Source organism: Streptomyces sp. NPDC093018, assembly GCF_040684035.1.
GTDB classification, from domain to species: Bacteria; Actinomycetota; Actinomycetes; order Streptomycetales; family Streptomycetaceae; genus Streptomyces; species Streptomyces murinus.
In genome coordinates this window covers 1-21,445 of the sequence record NZ_JBFBFF010000027.1, presented here as the reverse complement: position 1 = coordinate 21,445, position 21,445 = coordinate 1, and the positions used below count along the sequence as shown (strand labels likewise).

The window sequence follows — 21,445 nt, the reverse complement described above, 5'->3', positions numbered from 1 at the left end:
GCGGGGTTCACCGCCGTACCGCCGTCACCTTCTCGCTCTCGATCCGCTTCGCCAGCGCGTCCTCGGCCAGGCGCTCCAGATTCCGGCAGAGCACCACGGATCCCCCGCTGGCCAGCGGCGCGAACAACCCCGCACTGAGCCCCTCCCAGGTGTCGTACGACAACCCGGACAGCAGCCGCGAGCCGGGCCCCGTCAGGTCCAGCCCGGCCGAGTCGGCGAGGGCCTTCTGCACGACCTCGGCCCCGCTGAACTCCGCGCCGGCCACGATCAGCGCCGCCTCCCCGCCGTACGGCGAGGTGAACCTGTCGCCCTGGCCCGGCACCTCCACGGCGTAGTCGAGGAACCCCTGCGGCGGCTGCGGGAACCGTCCGCCGAGCGGCCGCAGGGCCAGCGCGACCCGCTCGCCCCGGCACGCCCGCGCCGCCTCCAGCGCGTCCGGCCCGCTGACCACCACATCGGCCGCCGCCGGATCCCCGGCCACGTCCGCGACCGCGCCCACCGAGGCGCAGGCCAGCAGCCACACTGCCGTCTGCCAGTGCGCGGGCAGCAGCAGCGCGACCCGGTCGCCGGGTTCCACGGAGAGGTCGCCCTCAAGGAGGTTCGCGGTCTTGGCCACCCAGTTGGCGAAGGTGGCGACCGAGAGTTCGACGCGTTCGCCCGTGGCATCGTCGTAGAAGGTCACCAGCGGGCGGCCGGGATCCGCGGCGAGAGCGGAAGTCAGCAGGTCGGCGGGGGTGCGATCGGTGGCGTTCACCCGCCACAGGGTACGCGCGCGGGGGCGTGCGACGGGGGCGCGTCTCTCACTGATCTCACACCCGTCTCATGGCGAACCGCGTGGCCGTCACGGCCTCCGTCGCTACGGTCTGCATACACTGACCGGCCGATACGAGTAGAACGAGTTACTTCGGCCGGTCCCGGCAGGAAGCAGAGACGACAGGTGACAGAAGCGATCCTCCTGGTCGGCGGCAAAGGCACCCGGCTGCGTCCGCTCACCGTGCACACGCCCAAGCCCATGGTCAGGGCCGCGGGCGTGCCGTTCCTCACCCACCAGCTGGCGCGGGCGAGAGCGGCGGGCGTCGAGCACATCGTCCTTGCCACCAGCTATCTGGCCGAGGTCTTCGAGCCGTACTTCGGCGACGGCTCGGCGCTCGGCCTCCACCTTGAGTACGTCACCGAGGAGGAGCCCCTCGGCACGGGCGGGGCGATCCGCAATGTCGCCTCGCGGCTGCACTCCGGGCCCGACGAGCCGGTGCTGATCTTCAACGGCGACATCCTGACCGGCCTGGACATCCGGGCCCTCGTCGACACCCACGAGTCGACGGGCGCGGACGTCTCGCTGCATCTGACGAAGGTGTCCGACCCGCGGGCCTACGGCCTGGTGCCCACCGACGGGACGGGCCGGGTACTGGCCTTCCTGGAGAAGCCGCAGACGCCCGAGGAGATCGTCACCGACCAGATCAACGCGGGGGCGTACGTCTTCCGGCGCTCGGTCATCGACGCGATCCCGGCGGGCCGGCCGGTGTCGGTGGAGCGCGAGACGTTCCCCCAGCTGCTCGCGGCCGGGGCGCACCTTCAGGGCATGGTCGACTCCACGTACTGGCTGGACCTCGGCACCCCGGCGGCGTTCGTGCGCGGCTCGGCCGACCTGGTGCTCGGGCGGGCGCCGTCGCCCGCGGTGCCGGGGCGCTGCGGTGACCGGCTGGTGCTGCCGACGGCCCAGGTGGCGCCGGACGCGAAGCTGACCGGGGGCACGGTGGTGGGGGAGGGCGCGTTCGTCGCGGAAGGCGCGCGGGTCTTCGGCTCGACGATCCTGCCGGGCGCGGTCATCGAACCCGGCGCGGTCATCACCGACTCCCTCATCGGCACCCGCGCCCGCGTCGGCACCCGCTCCGTCCTCACCGGCACGGTCATCGGCGACGGCGCGGTCATCGGCCCCGACAACGAGCTCCGCGAGGGGGCGCGGGTGTGGTGCGACGCGCGCATTCCGGCGGGGGCGGTGCGGTTCTCTTCCGACCAGTAGTCCAGCGGGCCGGTGCGACCGTGGCGGGGCGGTGCCCCGGCCCCCTCGGGACCGGGGCGCGGGCGGATCGCCGGGTGCGGTCGCGCCGTGGCTGGTCGCGCAGTTCCCCGCGCCCCTTCGGGGCGCTGGTCGTGCGGCGGAACTCCTCCCCGCCCAGCCCCGGTTCAGAGCAACCCGATGTCCACCCGAGGCATCTTCGGGACGCGCCGGGCCGGGACGAGACCGCTCAGCAGGATCAGCCGGGCGGCACGGTGCCGTTGCCCTGCGTACGGCTCCAGCAGACGCAGCATCTCGGAGTCGTCCGCGTGCCGGTCGCCCGCCAGCGCCCACCCCACGATCCCCGGCAGATGCAGATCCCCGACCGTCACCTCGTCCGCCGCCCCATGGCTGCGCTGCACCACCTCCGCCGACGTCCACACCCCCACCCCCGGCACGACCTCCAGCCGCGCCCGAGCCTCCCCCGGGGGCATGTCCACCGCCTGCTCCATCCGCGCGGCCACCCGCACCGCCCGCAGGATCGTGGACGCACGCTTGTCGTCGACCCCGGCCCTATGCCACTCCCAGGAGGGAATCAACGCCCACGTCCGCGCCGCGGGCATGACGAACATCGGCCGCTCACCGAACCCCGCAGGACCCGGCGCGGGCTCCCCGAACCGCCGCACCAGCAACCGCCACGCCCGGTACGCCTCATCCGTCGTGACCTTCTGCTCCAGCACCGACGGGATCAGCGACTCCAGCACCAGCCCGGTCCGCGCGAGCCGCAACCCCGGCCGCCGATGCCGCGCCATCGCCACCACCCGGTGCCGGGGCACGAACGCCTCCGGATCGTCGCCCGCCCCGAGCAGCGCGGGCAGACCGTCGAGCAGCCACTCGGCCCCCGGCCCCCACGCCTCGCCGAGCACCTCACCGCCGTACGCCCGTACCCGCAGCGTGCCGGGCCCGGCCGGGGTGCGGCAGGCCCGCCACACGGACCCGTCCGCCGTGGCCCGGAACGTCGGATCGGCGGGCCCGCGCCGCAGCGGCCCGAGCACCAGGCCGAGATCGAGCGGCCCCTCGGGCACCCACCGCCGCACCCGCGTGGGCACCGCGGCCTGCCGCGGTATCCCACCCGCACCACTCGCGCCTCCCGTACCGCCCGCGGACACGCCGGCCTGCCCACCGCGCACAGCCGTACGCGTGGGCCGCTGAACGAAACGTCCTGCCACGGATCAGATCCTCGGGTCGCCGGTGCGGCTGAGTGTGGCCGAGTGGCCGAGTGCGGCCGCCGGGGTCGGCGCCGCCGGTGTCGTCCTTCGAGACTAGGCCCCCGTCCCCACTAGCCCCCGCCCCCGTCTCACCGCACCTCGATGAACGCCTCCGCGTCCCGCTCCCCCCGAGGACTCGGCGCCTGGGCCGGATGCCCGATCGCCACCGTGCCCATCGGATCCCACTCCGGGGGCAGCCCGAGCGTGTCGCGCACCACGTCCCGGCAGAACATCGTGGACGACACCCAGGCCGAGCCGAGGCGCTCCCCGGCCAGCGCCACCAGGAAGTTCTGCACGCCCGCGCCCATGGCGACGACGAACATCTCCCGCTCGGCACCGTCGCGCCGCGCGTCCCCGTAGTGGTGCGAGCCGTCCATGACGAGGCACGGCACCGCGAGACAGGGCGCGTCGCGCAGCACCTCGCCGCGCCGGACCCGCTTGGCGATGGACTCCTCGCTCTTGCCGTCCCGGCGCAGATCGGCGATCCAGGCGTCCCGCATCGCGTCCAGCAGTTCGTTCCGAGACTCGGCCGACTCCAGCAGCACGAACCGCCAGGGCGTGGTGTGGTGCGGCGCGGGCGCCGTCACGGCCGCCGCCACCGCCCGCCGTACCGAACCCGGATCCACCGGCTCCTCGGTGAACGCCCTTACGGTGCGCCTCAGGGTCACGGCCTCGCGGACCGCCTCGGAGGTGCCGAGCCGGAACATGTCGTCGGCCGCGGCGCGCACCAGCGCCCGCGCGCCGGTGTCCGACCCGCCGCCTTCTCCCACCACCTGGGACAGGCCCCGCACCACCGCGACCGGCCGCCCCTCGGCCTTGCCCTTGACCAGGTCACCGGCGGCGGCCAGTTCGTCGGCCGTGGCCACCACGGTGGCGCTGAGCGGATTGCCGTGCGCGTCCGTGCCGCCGCGCAGATCGTCCAGCACCCGCACCCCGGCGGCGCCGATCGCCACATCCGTGAGCCCCGCGCGCCAGGGTCGCCCGAAGGTGTCACTGACGATGACCCCGACCTCGACCCCGAGGACATCGCGCAGGCCGTCACGGATCGTCCGGGCGGACGCGTCCGGGTCCTCGGGCAGCAACAGCACGGTCCCGGCCGGGGTGTTGGAGGCGTCGACCCCGGCCGCGGCCATGACCAGGCCCTGCCGGTTCTCCACGATCCGCAGGGTGCCCCGGCGGGCCACCACCCGCACCGTCTCCGCGTCGATCGCGGCCTCCCGGTCGGTGGCCCGGACGATCCGGCCCTCCGCCTTGGACACGATCTTGGAGGTGACGACCACCACGTCCCCGTCGGCCAGGCCGGGCTCGGCGACGGCGATCAGCTTGGCGAGGTCGTCGCCCCGCTGCACCTCGGGCAGCCCGGCCGGCGCCCAGACCTGGAACGCGGGACGCTCCGCGCGGTCCACGCTCACGCGCTCCGCACCTCCTCGGCCAGCGTCAGCGCCTCCCGCGCCATCTGCGCGGTGGCGGCCACGTCGGTCATCATCAGCGGTACGGCACGGCAGCGGATGCCGTCGGCCTCCACGCGCTCGACCACCGCCGCGTCCACGGTGTCGACCAGCCAGCCGTCCAGCAGGCCCGAGCCGTAGTGCTCGGCGACCGCGGCGGCCGTGGACTCCACGCCGACCGCGGCGAGCACCTTGTCGGCCATCCCGCGCACCGGCGCGTCGCCGACGATGGGGGACAGGCCGACCACGGGCACGCCCGCGTCCGCGATGGCCTCCCTGATGCCGGGGACCGCGAGGATCGTGCCGATGGACACGACCGGGTTGGACGGCGGGAAGAGGATGACGTCCGCCTCGGCGATCGCCTCCAGGACGCCGGGGGCCGGCTTGGAGTGCTCGGCGCCGACCGGGACCACGGCCTCGGCGGGCACACCGGCCCGCATCCGCACCCAGTACTCCTGGAAGTGGACCGCCTTGCGCTCGCCGTCGACCTCGACGGCCACATGCGTCTCCACCCGGTCGTCGGTCATCGGGATCAGCTTCACGCCCGGCTTCCACCGCTCGCACAGCGCCGCGGTGACCGCGCTCAGCGGATAGCCGGCGCCGAGCATCTGCGTCCGCACGATGTGCGTGGCGAAGTCACGGTCGCCGAGCCCGAACCACTCGGGGCCGACCCCGTAGGCCGCCAGTTCCTCCTTGAGATGGAAGGTCTCCTCGGACCGCCCCCAGCCCTGCTCCTCGTTGATGCCACCGCCCAGCGTGTACATCACCGTGTCGAGGTCCGGGCAGACCTTCAGCCCGAAGAGGTGGATGTCGTCGCCGGTGTTGCCGATCACCGTGACGTCCGCGTCGGGCGCGGCCTGCCTGAGACCACGCAGGAACCGAGCACCACCGATACCGCCTGCCAGAACCACAATGCGCATGGGAACCAGTCTTGCAGGAGGGTCCGACAACGCGTCAGGCAGTCACCGGACGCGCTGCGCAGGAGGGGGAGGTGTGCGCCCCGGCGTGCGCCGCGGGGTGCATGGGCATCTCGGTAAGACCCGGGTAGTAGATGTGCAGGCTGACCGCCGGTTCCAGCGCGTCATTGACGACCTCGTGGGCGTACCCCGGCGCGAACACGTGTTGTGCGCCGGGCGCGAGCGTCCTGGCACCGCGCCGGGTGTGCTCGGTGAGCGTGCCCTCCAGGACGGTGAGGACGCCGGAGGAGCGGCCGTGATCGTGCCGGCCGGTGCCCTGCCCCGGCACCCAGGACAGCAGCCAGACCTCGTAACCGGGGCCGGTGCGCAGCCGGTGGTACCAGCGGGTCGTGGCGTCGTAGCGGACGAGGTCCGCCCACTGGGCGCGGTCGGCGGCGATGGCGCGGGCCAGTCCGGCGAACTCGGCGACGGTGGCCGGGTGCTCGCGCGGCGGCTGGAGCAGGTGCGGCACTTCGAGCAGGTCGCCGGCGATCTGGAGGTCGTTGTCGCTGTTCATGGGGGTGTGCTGGTTCCTCGGCGGAGAAGAGTGGAAGCCCGGCGGAGGGGGCTGCGAGGGAAGGACGACCGAGCCGCGGAAGGACGAGGCGTCGGCGACAGCCGGAGCGGGGACCCGAAAGAAAGAGGAAGAGTCCGGCTCAACAGCTGGAACAGCGACAACAGCTACAGCGGGCCCGGGCAGCACCGTGGGACCCGGCGGTGCGGGTCGAGGTGGGTACCGAGTTCGCGAGCATGCCCCCTAGGACAACGGTTCACACCAGTGCTGTCAACTCGACGACCGCCATGTGGGACACATTTCACCCCATCCGGGTCAACTGCCGCGTGGGAGGTTTGCTGCTCGGGGGACCGGGACACATGGGGCACATCCGAGCGCGCGACGAGCGGTGCAACGCGATCGAACGTCAGGGCGTCTTCCTTCATGGAGCGGATGCGTGTCGTGCTTTATGCCGATTTGAACACTTTCCGCATGGCCTTGGTTCCGCAGAGTGAATAACGGGCTCAATAGCAGATCTCGGCTTGACTCGCCCGGAGCAGCACACTTGTAATTTCACTCGTGTCGTTCAGCCGAAATCGGTAACGGCGTACGCACGGGGACGCGAAAGACAGACGAGGGGCGCACATGACCGAGCTGGTGCAGCAACTGCTGGTCGACGACGCGGACGAGGAACTCGGCTGGCAGGAGCGCGCACTGTGCGCCCAGACCGACCCCGAGTCCTTCTTCCCCGAGAAGGGCGGCTCCACCAGAGAGGCGAAGAAGGTCTGCCTCGCCTGCGAGGTCCGCTCCGAATGCCTTGAGTACGCCCTCGCCAACGACGAACGCTTCGGCATCTGGGGCGGTCTGTCCGAGCGGGAGCGCCGCCGCCTGAAGAAGGCCGCCGTCTGACCGCGAGCCGGCGCCGCGGGCACCCGGTACATACCCGCGCCATATCCGCGAAAACATCACGAACGGCCCGTGGCCCGTGGGTTATCCACAGGCGGCGGGCCGTCGTCGTGGGCAGCCGATAGTGTGGTCGCTCGTCCGAGACGACCCGCTGCCCCCGCGAGCCCATCGAGGCCCGGGGACCGCAGGTGTCCACCGCAGTCCAGCGAACCGGGGCCCGTACCTCGATGTCCGTGCACAGCCATACGGCAGCCCAAGACCCGGCCGCCGCAGCAGCGTTCGACCCAGCCCGCCAGGCGGCGTTCGACCCGGCCCGCCAAGCTGCGTTCGACCCGGCCCGCCCACCCGAGTTTCCGCGTCATGTCGTCACCGCCGTCCTCGTCTCCCACGACGGCGCGCGCTGGCTGCCCGACGCGCTCGCCGGGCTGCTCGGCCAGGAACGCCCCGTCCAGCACGCGGTGGCCGCCGACACCGGCAGCGCGGACAACTCCGCCCAGCTGCTCGGCGAAGCCCTCGGCGACGCGGGCGTGCTGCACCTCGCCCGCCGCACCGGCTTCGGCCAGGCCGTCGAGGAGGCGAGCCGCACCGTCCCCGTCCTCACCCCGGACGAGCTGCCCTACCTCAAGCGCCCCAGCGGCTGGGACCCGGCCACCCGCACCTGGCGCGACGACGCCTACGACCTCCCCGAACTGCCCTACGGCGAACCGATCCAGTGGCTCTGGCTGCTGCACGACGACTGCGCCCCCGAACCCGGCGCCCTCGCCCAGCTGCTCCGGGTCGTCGAGAACGAACTCGAACTGGGCCGCGACGACGTGGCGATCGTCGGCCCCAAACTCCGCGGCTGGTACGACCGCAGGCAGTTGCTGGAGGTCGGCGTCTCCATCGCCAACTCCGGCCGCCGCTGGACCGGTCTGGACCGCCGCGAACAGGACCAGGGCCAGCACGACCACGTCCGTACCGTGCTGTCCGTCTCCACCGCCGGCATGCTGATCCGCCGCGACGTCTTCGAACAGCTCGGCGGCTTCGACCGCAGGCTGCCCCTGATGCGCGACGACGTGGACCTGTGCTGGCGCGCCCATCTCGCCGGCCACCGCGTCCTGATCGCCCCCGACGCGGTCGTACGACACGCCGAGGCCGCCTCCCGCGAGCGCCGCGCCGTGGACTGCGTGGGCCGCACCGCCGCCTCCCCGCACAAGGTCGACAAGGCCGGTGCCGTCCACACCCTGCTCGCCAACACCCGTACCGCCGCGCTGCCCTGGGTGCTGCTGCGGCTCGTCCTCGGCACCCTGCTGCGCACCGTCGCCTACCTGGTCGGCAAGGTCCCGGGCCAGGCCGTCGACGAGATCCGCGGTCTGCTGGGCACCCTGCTGCGGCCCGAGCGGATCATCGCCGCCCGGCGCCGCCGCGGCACCCCGCAGATCGGCAAGGACGAACTGCGCTCCCTCTTCCCCCCGCCCGGCGCCACCGTCCGCGCCACCGTGGAGCAGTTCGCGGGCAACTTCACCAGCGGCTCCGACACCGACACCACCTCGGCCGGCCGGCACGGCGGCGCCGTGGAGTCCGGGCCCGGCGGCGACGACGCCGACTTCCTGGAGGTCGAGCAGTTCGTCCGCCTCAAGCGGATCGCCCGCAGGCCCGGCCCGGTGCTCTTCCTCGCCCTGCTGGTCATCTCCCTGGTCGCCTGCCGCGCCCTGCTCTCCGGCGGCGCGCTCGGCGGCGGCGCCCTGCTGCCCGCCCCGGCGAGCGCCGGTGAACTGTGGACCTGCTTCGCGGAAGCCTGGCACCCGGTCGGCGCGGGCGGCACCCCCGCCGCACCGCCCTACCTCGCCCTCGTCGCCACCCTGGCCACCCTGCTGTTCGGCTCCGCCGGAGTCGCCGTCACCGTGCTGCTGGTCTGCTCGGTGCCGCTCGCCGGATGCACCGCCTACTTCGCCTCCCGGCCCCTGGTCACCTCCCGGCTGCTGCGCGCCTGGGCGGCCATCGCCTACGCCTTCCTGCCCGCCACCACCGGCGCCCTGGCCGGCGGCCGCATCGGCACCGCCGTGCTCGCCGTACTGCTGCCGCTGATCGCCCGCGCGGGCGTCGCCGCGAGCGGCCTCACCAGCCGCACCGGCGCCCGCGGCAGCTGGCGCGCCACCTGGGCGTACGCACTGCTGCTGACCATCACCACCGCCTTCACCCCGATCGTCTGGCCCATCGCGCTGATCCTCGGCCTCGGCGTGCTCGTGCTGCGCCGCGCCGACCTGATCGCCCACGGCCTGCGCCTGCTCGTGCAGCTCGGCACCCCGCTGCTCCTCCTCGCCCCCTGGTCGCTGACCCTGCTGCCGACCGGCTTCTTCAAGGAAGCGGGCCTGGCCTACGGCGCCTCCTCCGCCTCCGCGCTCGACCTGCTCGGCGCCAGCCCCGGCGGCCCCGGCACCACGAGCGGCCTGCTGCTGCTCGGCATCGTGCTCGCCGCCCTCGCCGCACTGCTGCGTTCCGAACGGCGGTTGGGCATCCACATCGCCTGGGTCGTCGCCCTGATCGGCCTCGTCCTCGCGGTCCTCGCCAACCGGTCCGCCTGGGCCGGACCGGCCACCCTCGTCTACGGCATCGCCCTGCTGGCCGCCGCCGCCCTCGGCGCCGACGGCGCCCGCGCGCGCGTGGCCGAGCAGAGCTTCGGCTGGCGCCAGCCGGTGGCCGCCCTGATCGCGCTCACCGCGGCCGTGGGCCCGCTGCTGCTCGGCGCCGCCTGGATGTTCCGCGGCGCCGACGGCCCCGTGCAGCGCCGCGACCCCGCCCAGGTGCCCGCGTTCGTCGCCGAGGACTCCACCACCGGCGACCGGGCCCGCACCCTCGTCCTGGACAGCGACTCCACCGCGCACGTCAGCTACACCCTGGTGCGCGGCGCCGGCGCCCGCATGGGAGACGCCGAATTCGCCGCCACCGACGGCCAGAACGCCCGCCTGGACAAGATCGTCGCCAACCTGGTCGCGGGCTCCGGCGCCGACCAGGCCGACGAACTCGGCGGCTTCGCGGTGCGCTACGTCCTCGTCCACAAGGGCGCGCCCCGCGACATCACCCGCGTCCTGGACGCCACCCCCGGCCTGGCCCGGCTCAGCCAGCAGAACGGCAACGCCCTGTGGCGCGTCGACCAGGAGGTCTCCCGCGCGGTCATCCTGCCCGCAGGCACCTCCGACTCCGTCGACTCCGGCAGCACCCGGCCGGTCGAGGCCGGACCGGTGGACATCCACACCACCGTCCCGTCCGGCGCCGACGGCCGCGTCCTGCGCCTCGCCGACAGCGCCGCCCCCGGCTGGACCGCCACCCTCGACGGCAAGCCGCTCACCCGCACCACCGTCGACGGCTGGGCCCAGGGCTTCCGGCTCCCGTCCACCGGCGGCCGGTTGGACGTCACCTACGACGCGCCCCTCACCCACACCGCCTGGCTGTTCGCGCAGGGCGCGCTCGCCGTCGTGCTGGTCGTCCTCGCCCTGCCGGGCCGCCGCCGCGACGTGGACGACGACCTCCCCGAGGAGGAGCCGCTGCCCGCGGAGATCCCCACGGGCGAGGGCCGCCGCGCCCGCCGCCTGCGCGCCCAGGCCGAGGAGGAGTCCGCCGCGGAAATGCCCGCAGGGGAAGCACCCGTGGGGGAGCCGCCCATGGCACAGATGCCCGCAGGGGAGGTCCCGGAGGCGCTTCCGGCCCCGGCCGGGCCCGAGATCCCGCACCAGCAGCCGTACGACCCCTCCTACGACGAGTCGTACGCCACCCCCTACGGGAACACCCCGTACCCCGGCTACGGCAACGACGCCTACCAGCAGGGCGGCTACGACCAGCAGGCGTACCAGGCCGACCCCTACGGCACGGCCCCGTACGACCCGTACGCCTACGGCGGCACCACCGAGCAGCAGCAACAGCAGCCGTACGACCCGGCGGCTTACCAGCAGCAGCTCTACGACCCGTCGTACGACCCCACCCAGCAGGGCTACGACCCCGCCCAGCACCCCCATGGCACCGGCAGCGAGCACCCCGACGGGAGCCAGCAGTGAACCGCACCACCCTGTCCTTGATCGCCGGCACCACCGCGCTGGCCGCCGTCACCGCGGTCGCCGCGCTGGCCACCCCGTCCGCGTCCGGCGCGCCCGCACCGGGCGCCGCCGCCCAACTGCCCGTGCAGCGCACCGGTCTGCTGTGCCCGGCGCCCAGCGTGTCGGACATCGCGGACACGACGTACACCTCGTTCACACCCGTCACCCAGGGCGCCCCGAGCAGCGGCAAGGCCCAACTCCAGGCCGCCCCCGTGCAGTCGGCGGACGGCACGGACGGCACCCAGCAGAGCAAGGGCAAGGGCAAGAGCGGCAAGAAGACGACCGCCGACCAGCCGGCGCTCACCCCGAAGGCGCCCGGCACCCCGGTCACCGGTGATACCTCCGGCGCCGACACGCCCGCGCTGATCGGCACCGCGGACGGGAAGTTCGCGCCGGGCTGGACCGTCCAGGAGACCACCGAGATCGCCGCCGGTACCGGCCGCGGCCTCCAGGGCGTCACCTGCACGCCCGCGGACACCGAGTTCTGGTTCCCGGGCGCCAGCACCGCCGCGAGCCGCACCGACTACGTCCATCTGACCAACCCGGACGACTCCGCCGCCGTCGTGGACGTGGAGCTGTACGGCAAGAACGGCGCGATCAAGTCGCCGCTGGGGGAGAACCTCACGGTCAAACCGCACAGCAGCGAGCCGGTCCTGCTGTCCACGCTGACCGACGAGCACCAGGACGACCTGACCGTGCATGTCAGCGTGCGCAGCGGGCGGGTCGGCGCGACGGTGCAGGCACTGGACGACAAGTCGGGCGGCGACTGGCTGGCCGCGGCCGCCGACCCGGCCGGCAGCCTGGTGCTGCCCGGCATCCCCAAGGACGCCACCGACGTCCGCCTGATCGCCTTCACACCCGGCGACGCGGACGCGGACCTCAAGATCCGCCTGGCCTCGCCCGACGGCCTGATCACCCCGGCGGGCAATGAGGAACTGCACGTCAAGTCCGGCATGACCACCTCGGCCGACCTCGGCCCGCTCACCCGTGGCGAGGCCGGTTCCCTGGTCCTGACCCCCACCGACCAGTCGGTGCCGGTCGTCGCCGCGCTGCGGGTGGTCCGGGGCAAGGGCGCGAACCAGGAGACGGCGTTCATCCCGGCCACCGCCCCCGTCGGCGCGCGCGCCACCGCGGCCGGCAACAGCGCCAAGAACACCACCCTCGCCCTGACGGCGCCCACCGCCACGGCCAAGGTCAAGGTCACCGCCTCGGCGGGCAGCGACGGCGGCACGGCGGTCAGCAAGACCTACACGATCACGGCCGGCACCACCCAGGACATCGACGCCCCGGTCCCCTCCGGCGCCAAGGGCACCTACGCCCTGACCGTCGAACCCCTCACCACCACCCCCCTCTACGCCTCCCGGACCCTCACCTCCACCGACCCCTCCGGCTTCACCATCCAGACCCTGCCGAACGACAGGGGCCTGGTCTCGGTCCCGAGGACGAGCGAGGACCTCTCGATCCTCCAGAAGTAAGAGGGCGCGCGGGTCAGGGGCACTGCCTCCCCTGACCCGCCCGGTCCGCCCGTCAGGCGAACGTGTCAGGCCGACGTTTCACGCGAACGGACCCTCCAGCGTGAAGCGGTGCAGCCCCCGTGCGAAGGCCTCGGCCTCCCCCGGGGGCCATTCCGACAGGCTCGCCATGATGTGGGCGGCCAGCCGCCCGCGCAGCTCGTCCACGGCCCGCAGCCCCGGCTCGGTGAGGACCAGCAACTGGGCGCGCTGGTCGGTGGGATCGGGCTCACGCCGTACGAGACCGGCGTCCTGCAACCGTGAGGCCCGGCGCGTGACGCCGGAGCGGTCGAGGCCCACCTCGGGCGCCAGCTCGGCCGCGCTGCACGGGCCGATCCGGGCGAGGGCGCTGAGGACGGGGTAGGTCAGCTCGTCCACCGCCTCCCCCATGCCCTCGGTCAGCTTCTGGTGCAGCCGGGTGCGGGTGGTGCGCCGCAGCAGCACGCCCAGGGCGTCCGCGATCTCCTGCCCGACTTCGTTTTCCGTGTGCGATGACTCCATGCCCGAAGAATAGCGTGCGCAACGCACGCATCCGGTGCTACAGTCATGGCGAAGCGTGCGCAGCGCACGCATCTCGGATTCTTTGAGAGGACCTGCCATGACCCGCACCCGTATCGAGGCCGCCCTGACCGACCTGCTCTTCAACGAGGAGCTGACCCTTCAGGAGGCCGCCGACCGCCACTTCGCCCCGGAGTACCGCCAGCGCACGGACGGGGAGTGGGCGGACCGCGGCGAGTTCCTCGACCACATCGCCCACCTGCGCACCCTCGTCGCCGACGGGCACGTCGAGGTCCACGAGGAGCTGACGGACGGCAACCGGTACGCCGACCGGCACACCGCCCACATCACCAAGAAGGACGGCACGACCGTGCAGATGGAGGTCTATGTCTTCGCCGACCTGGCGGCCGACGGCCGGTTCAGCCGCATCGAGGAGACCACCCTGATGCTCCAGGGCTCCAGCGCGGACCGCGACCTGGGCAGCGCCCGCTAGGGCCTCTCGTTTGGATCATGCCGGGCTCGCGGGCCCTGGCACCGCGCCTCGCGGCGTTGTCGTCGGTTGCCATGGCTCCGCCATGTCGCCCTCCTCCGCCTTGCGATGCACGGCACCAGACCCCGCTCCCTGACCCGACCTGATCCAAACGAAAGACCCTAGGGCCGACCCGGCTTGCCGGGGTCCTTCCATCGGGCCCCGGCGCCGCCCTATTCCTCCCCGTACCGCGGATCCACCGTCTCCGGCGTCAGCCCGAGCAGCTCCGCGACCTGCTCCACGACCACCTCATGGACGAGCGCCGCCCGCTCGTCGCGCCCCTTCGACCGGATCTCCACCGGGCGCCGGTACACGACCACCCGGGCCCGCCGCCCTTCCCGCGCCGGCATGATCCCGCCGAGCGGCACCGCCTCGTCCCCCCACAGGGCGACGGACTCCTGCCCCTCCAGCCGGGGCACCTCCAGGACCAGGAACTCCACCTCGGCGAGCTGCGGCCACCGCCGCTCCAGCCGCTCCACGGAGTCCTGTACGAGATCCGCGAACATCTCCGCCCTGCTCGCCGCCAACGGCACCTGCGGCGGTGCGATCGGCCCCCGCATGCCCCGTCCGTGACGATCACGGCGACGGGGCCCGGGGCCTGCGGCTCGGGGCGGTACAGGGTTGTCCATCACTGGTGAAGCGTAGTCCTCGGCCGCCCGGCCCGCCCGGCCGCACGCGCCAACCGGCCACCGGTGAATCCCTGTCGCGGGACGACCGTTCCGGCCGCGGCCCGGCTCTTTTCGGCAACCGTCCCCGAACCCCTCAAGTCCCCAGAACTCAAGGCAATTGACCGTGTTTGTACTGACTCATGACCGGAAACAGTCCTTCCTCAACGCCCCGAAGCCCCCCTCCGCGCGGCTCAACAGGGCTTGTTCTCAGGGGTATGTGGGGCGTCTCACAGCACGACACGGGGGAGTGACCTGGTGGAGAGTCGTCGCGGCCCGCTCAAGAGTGCGGTACCGTCCAACGTCGTGAGCCCTGTACGTCGCTGTTCGCGCACCGCCTGCGGCCGACCCGCCGTCGCGACGCTGACGTACGTCTACGCCGACTCGACCGCGGTCCTCGGCCCGCTCGCCACCTACGCCGAACCCCACTGCTACGACCTGTGCGCCGAGCACTCCGAGCGCCTCACCGCCCCGCGCGGCTGGGAGGTCGTCCGTCTCCTGGACGGCTCCGCCCCCGCCCGCCCCAGCGGTGACGACCTGGAGGCGCTCGCCAACGCCGTGCGCGAGGCCGCCCGCCCCCAGGAGCGCGCGGCCGGGGCCGGCGGCGGAGCCCGCACCGCGGACCCCATGGAGGTGGCCCGCCGCGGCCATCTGCGAGTCCTGCGCTCCCCCGACAACTGACGGACGCCCGTAGGGGGATGACAGCCGTCCCCCGCAGGGGTGCCCGGAGCGCCGCCCGCCCCCCGCCACTCCTCCCGGTGACGACCGCGCGCCCTGCCGGTGTCCGCACACCTCCCCCTTACCGCGGACGGGTAGTTTGTGGGGGTCCAGAGAACTTCAGGAGGGCCGGCCGTGGCTGCTGATCTGTCGCAGATCGTGAAGGCGTACGACGTACGCGGAGTGGTACCGGACCAGTGGGACGAAACGCTGGCCGGGCTCTTCGGTGCCGCCTTCGCGCAGGTGACGGACGCGTCGGCGATCGTCGTCGGCCACGACATGCGGCCCTCGTCCCCCGGCCTGTCCCGCGCCTTCGCGCGCGGCGCGGCGGACCGCGGCGTGGACGTGACCGAGATCGGCCTGTGCTCCACGGACCAGCTCTACTACGCCTCCGGCGCGCTGGACCTGCCCGGCGCGATGTTCACGGCCTCGCACAACCCGGCCCAGTACAACGGCATCAAGATGTGCCGCGCCGGCGCCGCCCCGGTCGGCCAGGACACCGGCCTCACCCAGATCCGTGAACTGGTCGAGAAGTGGCTGGAGTCGGGCGCCCCCGAGCCGGCCGCCGAGCCGGGCACCCTCACCTCGCGCGAGACGCTGGAGGACTACGCGGCGCATCTGCGCGCACTGGTCGACCTGCGCGCGATCCGCCCCCTGAAGGTCGTGGTCGACGCGGGCAACGGCATGGGCGGCCACACGGTGCCCACGGTCTTCGCCGGGCTGCCCCTGACGCTCGTGCCGATGTACTTCGAACTGGACGGCACCTTCCCGAACCACGAGGCCAACCCGCTCGATCCGGCCAACCTCGTGGACCTCCAGAAGCGGGTCCCGGCGGAGGGCGCCGACCTCGGCATCGCCTTCGACGGCGACGCCGACCGCTGCTTCGTCGTGGACGAGAACGGCGACCCGGTCTCCCCGTCCGCGATCACCGCCCTGGTCGCCGCCCGCGAACTGGCGCGCAACGGCGGCGAAGGCATGATCATCCACAATCTGATCACCTCCCGCACGGTCCCCGAGGTCGTCCGCGAGAACGGCGGCACCCCGGTCCGCACCCGGGTCGGCCACTCCTTCATCAAGGCCGAGATGGCCCGCACCGGCGCGATCTTCGGCGGCGAGCACTCCGCGCACTACTACTTCAAGGACTTCTGGAACGCCGACACCGGCATGCTGGCCGCCCTGCACGTCCTCGCCGCCCTCGGCGGCCAGGAGGGCCCGCTGTCCTCGCTCGTCGCCCAGTACGACCGCTACCCGGGCTCCGGCGAGATCAACTCCACCGTCGCCGACCAGTCCGCCTGCCTCGCCGCGATCCGCGCCGCCTACGAGGGCCGCGCCGACGTCACCCTGGACGACCTCGACGGCCTCACCGTCTCCACCCCCGACTGGTGGTTCAACGTCCGCCCCTCCAACACCGAGCCCCTCCTGCGCCTGAACGCCGAGGCGAAGGACGAGCCCACCATGGCCAAGATCCGCGACGAGGCCCTGGCGATCATCCGGGCGTGACCCCGGTCGGCTCCAGCGGGGCGGAGGCGGTACCGCGACCCCTGCCCCACCCTCCCCACAGCGGTACGCTGACCAGCGGTCCAAGAAACCTCGCCCCCGAAGGGACACACCCCATGCCGCTCGAAGCCGGCCTCCTGGAGATCCTCGCCTGCCCGGCCTGCCACGCTCCCCTCAAGGAGGAGGACGCCGAGCTGATCTGCACCGGCCAGGACTGCGGTCTCGCCTACCCGGTCCGCGACGGCATCCCGGTCCTCCTCGTGGACGAGGCCCGCCGCCCCGAGTGACGCGGCCCGGTCCCTCGTACCGGCGAGGACACCGCCGTACCGTCGGAGACCCCCGCACCCCGTAGCGTCGTAGATCGTCGTAGCCACCCCCGGCCATCGGAGGCTGCCGCCCATGTTGGACGAATCGCTGCTCGACAGCCCGGAGGGCCTCGCCGAGGCCGACCGCCGGGGCCTGCTGCGCGGTGCCGCCGAGGCCGGCGCCCGCGTCCGCACCGCCGCCCGGCATGCCGCCGAGGCCGGTGTCGGCAACCTCAAACCCGACGGCCGCCCCCGCGCCGTACTGATCGCGGGACCCGGCGCCGCCGCCACCCACACCGCCGACCTTCTCGGCACCCTGGCGGGACCCGGCAGCCCCGTGGTCCGCCTCGCGCCCACCGGCGTCGCCCCCGCCGCGGGCGCCCTGCGCTGGGAACTCCCCGGCTGGGCCGGCTCGGTCGACCTCCTCCTGATCACCACCCCGGACGGCACCGAACCCAGCCTCGCCCTCCTCGCCGACCAGGCGTACCGCCGCGGCGTCACCGTCGTCGCCGTCGCCCCGGCCGGCACCCCCCTCGCCGAGGCCGCCGGCGTCAGCCACGCACTGTTCGTACCGATGGCGACGGCGCCGTACGACCATGAGGAACCGCTCGCCGCGTCCTCGCCCGGCGTCTTCTGGGCCCTGCTGACCCCGCTGCTCGCGCTCCTGGACCGGATCGGCCTGCTCACCGCCCCGCCCGAGGCCCTGGAGAAGGTCGCCGACCGCCTCGACCGGATCGCCGAGCGCTGCGGCCCCGCCATCGTGGCCTACAGCAACCCCGCCAAGACCGTCGCCGCCGAACTCGCCGACGCGCTCCCCGTGGTGTGGACCGAGGGCGCCTCCGCGGGCCCCGCGGGCCGCCGCTTCGCCGCCGCCCTCGCCGAACTCGCCGGCCGCCCCGCCGTCGTCGCCGAGCTCCCCGAGGCACTCGCCGTGCACGGCGCCCTGCTGGCCGGCCCGCTCGCCGCCAGCGCCGACCCGGACGACTTCTTCCGCGACCGCGTCGAGGAGGCGCCCGCGCTGCACGCGCGCGTGGTGCTGCTGCGCGATCGCCCCAGCGGTGGCCTCTCCGCCGCCCCCACCGCCCGTGACCTGGCCCTCAGCCACGACACGCCGATCAGCGAACTCGAACCCGAGGAGGGCGGCGAACTGGAGACCCTCGCGGAACTGATCGCCGTCACGGATTTCGCCGCCGTTTACCTGGCGCTCGCTTCCGGGGCCTGATCTGGCCCCGGGCCGGTCCGCACCGGCCCCGGGCCCGCCCTTCCACGGCCCGCACCCCGCCGCCGCGCCCCGCGCGAGGCCCGCCGGCCGAGCAGCGCACGCACGGAAGACAGAGAAGACACATGGACCGCCTCGACAACACCGTCCGCCCCTACGCCTGGGGTTCCCCCACCGCCATCCCGCAGCTGCTCGGCGTCGAACCGACCGGCGAACCCCAGGCGGAGATGTGGATGGGCGCCCACCCCGGCGCCCCCTCGCACACCGCGCGCGGCACGCTCGCCGAGGTGATCGACGCCGACCCGGAGCGCGAACTGGGCAAGGAGACGGTGGCCAGGTTCGGCCCGCGGCTGCCCTTCCTGCTGAAGATCCTCGCCGCCGGCGCGCCCCTGTCCCTCCAGGTGCACCCCGATCTGGAGCAGGCCAGGGAGGGTTACGACGACGAGGAGCGCAGAGGCGTCCCGATCGACGCGCCGCACCGCAACTACAAGGACGCCAACCACAAGCCCGAACTGATCTGCGCCCTCACCGAGTTCGACGGCCTGTGCGGCTTCCGCGAACCGGCGCACGCCGCCGAACTGCTCGCCGCCCTCGGCGTCGACTCCCTCAAGCCCTACGTCGACCTCCTGGCCGCCCGCCCCGAGGAAGCGGCCCTGCGTGAGGTCCTCACCGCGATCCTCTCCGCGGACCGCGCCGACATGGCCCGCACGGTCGCCGAGGCCACCGCGGCCTGCGCCCGCCTGGGCGGCGACCACGCCCCGTACGCCGACCTCGCCCACCACTTCCCCGGCGACCCCGGCGTCATCGCGGCCATGCTGCTCAACCATGTCCGTCTCCAGCCCGGCGAGGCCCTGTTCCTGGGCGCCGGTGTCCCGCACGCCTATCTCGACGGCCTGGGCGTCGAGATCATGGCCAACTCCGACAACGTCCTTCGCTGCGGTCTGACCCCCAAACACGTCGACGTGCCCGAACTCCTGCGCGTCGTCCGCTTCGAGGCGGGCGACCCCGGCGTACTGCGGCCGGAGGCCGCCCCGGACGGCGAGGAGGTCTACGAGACGCCGATCGACGAGTTCCGGCTCTCCCGGTACGCCCTGGCCGAGGGCGGCGCCGCCCACGACCTCACCCGGGACACCCCGCAGATCCTGCTGTGCACGGCCGGCTCCGTCCGCGCGGGCGAGCACGAACTGGGCCCCGGGCAGTCGGTGTTCGTCCCCGCGGGTGAGCAGGCCGGGATCTCGGGTGCGGGTACGGTCTTCCGCGCCACCGTGCGCGTCTGACGGATCGTATGACCGGGGCTGTGGATACCTGACGCGTCGGGGCCCGGCCGGGCTGCAAGAATGGCCCACCGGCAAAGGCCGGGCAAAGGCGCAGAGACCGAGCAGAGACCGAAGGGACAACGCGGACACATGAGCGCGTCAGGCGGTACCAGGGCGATCGTGGCGGCACTCGGCGCCAACCTCGCGATCGCGGCATCGAAGTTCGTGGCGTTCGCCTTCAGCGGCTCGTCCTCGATGCTCGCCGAGGGCGTCCACTCGCTCGCCGACTCCGGCAACCAGTTCCTGCTGCTCGTCGGCGGCAAGAAGGCCCAGCGCGAGGCCACCCCGCAGCACCCCTTCGGCTACGGCCGCGAGCGGTACATCTACGCTTTCCTCGTCTCGATCGTCCTCTTCTCCGTCGGCGGCATGTTCGCCATCTACGAGGGCTACGAGAAGGTCTCCCACCCGCACTCCCTGGAGAACTGGTACTGGCCGGTGGGCGTCCTCGTCTTCGCGATCCTCGCCGAGGGCTTCTCCTTCCGCACCGCGATCAAGGAGTCCCAGGAACTGCGCGGCTCGCTGTCCTGGTCGCAGTTCATCCGCCGCGCCAAGGCCCCCGAACTGCCCGTCGTCCTGCTGGAGGACTTCGGCGCGCTCATCGGTCTCGTCCTCGCCCTCGGCGGCGTCGGCCTCTCCGTGCTCACCGGCGACGGCGTCTGGGACGGCGTCGGCACCATCTGCATCGGTGTCCTGCTCGTCTGCATCGCCCTGGTCCTGGCCGCCGAGACCAAGTCGCTGCTGCTGGGCGAGGCGGCCGGCCTCGACGTGATCAAGAAGATCGAGGCCGCGACCGTCGACGGCGCCTCGGTCACCCGCATCATCCACATGCGCACCCTCCACCTCGGCCCCGAGGAACTGCTGGTCGCCGCCAAGATCGCGGTACGGCACGACGACACCGCCGCCGAGGTCGCCACCGCCATCGACGCCGCCGAGGACCGCATCCGCACCGCCGTCCCGATCGCCCGTGTGATCTACCTCGAACCCGACATCTACAGCGAGACCGAGGCCGCCAAGGGCCCGGACCCGTTGGCGACCCCCGGCGGCCCGAACCCGCACGTCGGCGGCCACTGACCGGCACCGCCCACCCCGCCGGGGACCACGCGGCCGCCTCGGATACGGCTTGAACCATGCGGACGCGGACTGTGGGCGACCGGGCGGTCCGGTGTAGCTTGGGGGAGCCAGACGTCGCTGCTGATGGCGGTCGGGCGGTCCCATCACGGACCGTCCGAGGGAGAGAGGGCCTCCGACGGACTGCGCTGCGCGCACGTGGGCATGCCTGTGTCCTCTTCCCGGGCATTCGTATGTCCGCCGCCGCGCAGACCAGCCGTATCCACCCTCGCCCCGATTCCGAGGAGCAGCTCGTCATGACGACTGTCGACAACCGACAGGACTTCAAGGTCGCCGATCTCTCGCTGGCCGAGTTCGGCCGCAAGGAGATCACCCTCGCCGAGCACGAGATGCCCGGCCTGATGGCGATCCGCAAGGAGTACGCCGAGACCCAGCCGCTGGCCGGCGCCCGCGTCACCGGCTCCCTGCACATGACCGTGCAGACCGCCGTGCTGATCGAGACCCTGGTCGCCCTCGGCGCCCGGGTCCGCTGGGCCTCCTGCAACATCTTCTCCACCCAGGACCACGCGGCCGCCGCCATCGCCGTCGGCCCGAACGGCACGCCGGACAACCCCCAGGGCGTCCCGGTCTTCGCCTGGAAGGGCGAGACCCTGGATGAGTACTGGTGGTGCACCGAGCAGGCGCTGACCTGGCCGGACAGCCCCACCGGCGGCCCGAACATGATCCTGGACGACGGCGGCGACGCCACCCTCCTCGTCCACAAGGGCGTCGAGTACGAGAAGGACGGCAAGGTCCCCGGCCTGGAGACCGCCGAGTCCGACGAGCACCGCGTCATCCTCGAACTGCTGCACCGCACCATCACGGACGGCTCGCAGAAGTGGACCCAGCTGGCCTCCGAGATCCGCGGTGTGACCGAGGAGACCACGACGGGTGTGCACCGTCTGTACGAGATGCAGCGTGACGGTGTGCTGCTGTTCCCGGCG

19 protein-coding genes are annotated in these 21,445 nt (G+C 73.2%); 12 read left to right on the top strand and 7 right to left on the bottom strand.

Annotated features, from left to right (window positions below; all coding sequences use genetic code 11):
* Positions 1-7: 7 nt before the first annotated feature.
* On the bottom strand, positions 8-754 hold the full coding sequence (locus tag AB0N90_RS35980; RefSeq protein ID WP_365203511.1) for a TIGR03089 family protein: 747 nt from the start codon (positions 752-754) through the stop codon (positions 8-10).
* A 183-nt stretch (positions 755-937) separates the two neighbouring features.
* On the opposite strand from AB0N90_RS35980, the gene AB0N90_RS35975 reads away from it, so the two are divergent.
* Positions 938-2,020 (top strand): sugar phosphate nucleotidyltransferase, encoded by a 1,083-nt coding sequence (locus AB0N90_RS35975; RefSeq protein ID WP_085565034.1) that lies wholly within the window; start codon positions 938-940, stop codon positions 2,018-2,020.
* 164 nt (positions 2,021-2,184) lie between these two features.
* Here the strand turns inward: AB0N90_RS35975 and AB0N90_RS35970 are convergent, their stop codons facing one another.
* The 4 genes from AB0N90_RS35970 to AB0N90_RS35955 form a co-directional block, all read right to left on the bottom strand.
* The gene (locus AB0N90_RS35970; RefSeq protein ID WP_365203509.1) at positions 2,185-3,225 is read right to left on the bottom strand and encodes a DNA-3-methyladenine glycosylase 2 family protein; all 1,041 of its coding nucleotides are present in this window, start codon (positions 3,223-3,225) and stop codon (positions 2,185-2,187) included.
* 128 nt (positions 3,226-3,353) lie between these two features.
* Positions 3,354-4,676, bottom strand: a complete 1,323-nt coding sequence (locus AB0N90_RS35965) for a coenzyme F420-0:L-glutamate ligase (protein ID WP_365203507.1) — start codon at positions 4,674-4,676, stop codon at positions 3,354-3,356.
* Positions 4,673-5,632, bottom strand: coding sequence for a 2-phospho-L-lactate transferase (cofD, locus tag AB0N90_RS35960; protein ID WP_365203504.1), 960 nt, complete (start codon positions 5,630-5,632; stop codon positions 4,673-4,675). The genes AB0N90_RS35965 and cofD overlap by 4 nt, the downstream gene beginning before the upstream one ends.
* A 34-nt stretch (positions 5,633-5,666) precedes the next feature.
* Positions 5,667-6,185, bottom strand: a complete 519-nt coding sequence (locus AB0N90_RS35955; protein WP_365203502.1) for a cysteine dioxygenase family protein — start codon at positions 6,183-6,185, stop codon at positions 5,667-5,669.
* Positions 6,186-6,806: 621 nt separating this feature from the next.
* Between AB0N90_RS35955 and AB0N90_RS35950 the strand changes: the two genes are divergently transcribed.
* The 3 genes from AB0N90_RS35950 to AB0N90_RS35940 all read left to right on the top strand — a co-directional run bounded on the left by AB0N90_RS35950 (position 6,807) and on the right by AB0N90_RS35940 (position 12,612).
* Positions 6,807-7,070 carry a WhiB family transcriptional regulator gene (locus AB0N90_RS35950; RefSeq protein ID WP_003975777.1) on the top strand — a complete coding sequence of 88 codons (264 nt, stop codon included), beginning with the start codon at positions 6,807-6,809 and terminating at the stop codon, positions 7,068-7,070.
* A gap of 224 nt (positions 7,071-7,294) precedes the next feature.
* Positions 7,295-11,098 carry a glycosyltransferase gene (locus tag AB0N90_RS35945; RefSeq protein ID WP_365203556.1) on the top strand — a complete coding sequence of 1,268 codons (3,804 nt, stop codon included), beginning with the start codon at positions 7,295-7,297 and terminating at the stop codon, positions 11,096-11,098.
* Complete coding sequence (locus AB0N90_RS35940; protein ID WP_365203500.1) at positions 11,095-12,612, top strand: DUF5719 family protein; 1,518 nt, start codon at positions 11,095-11,097, stop codon at positions 12,610-12,612. The genes AB0N90_RS35945 and AB0N90_RS35940 overlap by 4 nt, the downstream gene beginning before the upstream one ends.
* Positions 12,613-12,690: 78 nt before the next feature.
* Here AB0N90_RS35940 and AB0N90_RS35935 read toward each other — a convergent pair whose 3' ends face one another.
* Positions 12,691-13,149, bottom strand: a complete 459-nt coding sequence (locus tag AB0N90_RS35935) for a MarR family transcriptional regulator (RefSeq protein ID WP_365203498.1) — start codon at positions 13,147-13,149, stop codon at positions 12,691-12,693.
* Between the two features lie 97 nt (positions 13,150-13,246).
* Between AB0N90_RS35935 and AB0N90_RS35930 the strand changes: the two genes are divergently transcribed.
* A complete protein-coding gene (locus AB0N90_RS35930; protein ID WP_136101004.1) occupies positions 13,247-13,639 on the top strand; it encodes a nuclear transport factor 2 family protein in 393 nt (130 codons plus the stop codon).
* Positions 13,640-13,848: 209 nt separating this feature from the next.
* On the opposite strand, the gene AB0N90_RS35925 is transcribed toward AB0N90_RS35930, so the two are convergent.
* Complete coding sequence (locus AB0N90_RS35925; RefSeq protein WP_365203497.1) at positions 13,849-14,304, bottom strand: metallopeptidase family protein; 456 nt, start codon at positions 14,302-14,304, stop codon at positions 13,849-13,851.
* A gap of 294 nt (positions 14,305-14,598) precedes the next feature.
* Here AB0N90_RS35925 and AB0N90_RS35920 point away from each other — a divergent pair, with 294 nt between their 5' ends.
* From AB0N90_RS35920 to AB0N90_RS35890, 7 genes are all read left to right on the top strand, one after another.
* On the top strand, positions 14,599-15,021 hold the full coding sequence (locus tag AB0N90_RS35920; protein ID WP_079661865.1) for a DUF3499 domain-containing protein: 423 nt from the start codon (positions 14,599-14,601) through the stop codon (positions 15,019-15,021).
* A 171-nt stretch (positions 15,022-15,192) separates the two neighbouring features.
* Positions 15,193-16,557 carry a phosphomannomutase/phosphoglucomutase gene (locus AB0N90_RS35915; protein ID WP_365203495.1) on the top strand — a complete coding sequence of 455 codons (1,365 nt, stop codon included), beginning with the start codon at positions 15,193-15,195 and terminating at the stop codon, positions 16,555-16,557.
* A gap of 113 nt (positions 16,558-16,670) precedes the next feature.
* Positions 16,671-16,841, top strand: a complete 171-nt coding sequence (locus AB0N90_RS35910; protein WP_361673752.1) for a Trm112 family protein — start codon at positions 16,671-16,673, stop codon at positions 16,839-16,841.
* 112 nt (positions 16,842-16,953) lie between these two features.
* On the top strand, positions 16,954-18,081 hold the full coding sequence (locus AB0N90_RS35905; protein WP_365203493.1) for an SIS domain-containing protein: 1,128 nt from the start codon (positions 16,954-16,956) through the stop codon (positions 18,079-18,081).
* A 122-nt stretch (positions 18,082-18,203) separates the two neighbouring features.
* Positions 18,204-19,355 (top strand): mannose-6-phosphate isomerase, class I, encoded by a 1,152-nt coding sequence (gene manA / locus AB0N90_RS35900; protein WP_365203491.1) that lies wholly within the window; start codon positions 18,204-18,206, stop codon positions 19,353-19,355.
* A 129-nt stretch (positions 19,356-19,484) separates the two neighbouring features.
* Positions 19,485-20,465 (top strand): cation diffusion facilitator family transporter, encoded by a 981-nt coding sequence (locus AB0N90_RS35895; protein WP_365203489.1) that lies wholly within the window; start codon positions 19,485-19,487, stop codon positions 20,463-20,465.
* Between the two features lie 293 nt (positions 20,466-20,758).
* Positions 20,759-21,445 (top strand): adenosylhomocysteinase (locus AB0N90_RS35890; RefSeq protein WP_365203487.1); only part of this gene is annotated, 687 nt, incomplete at its 3' end.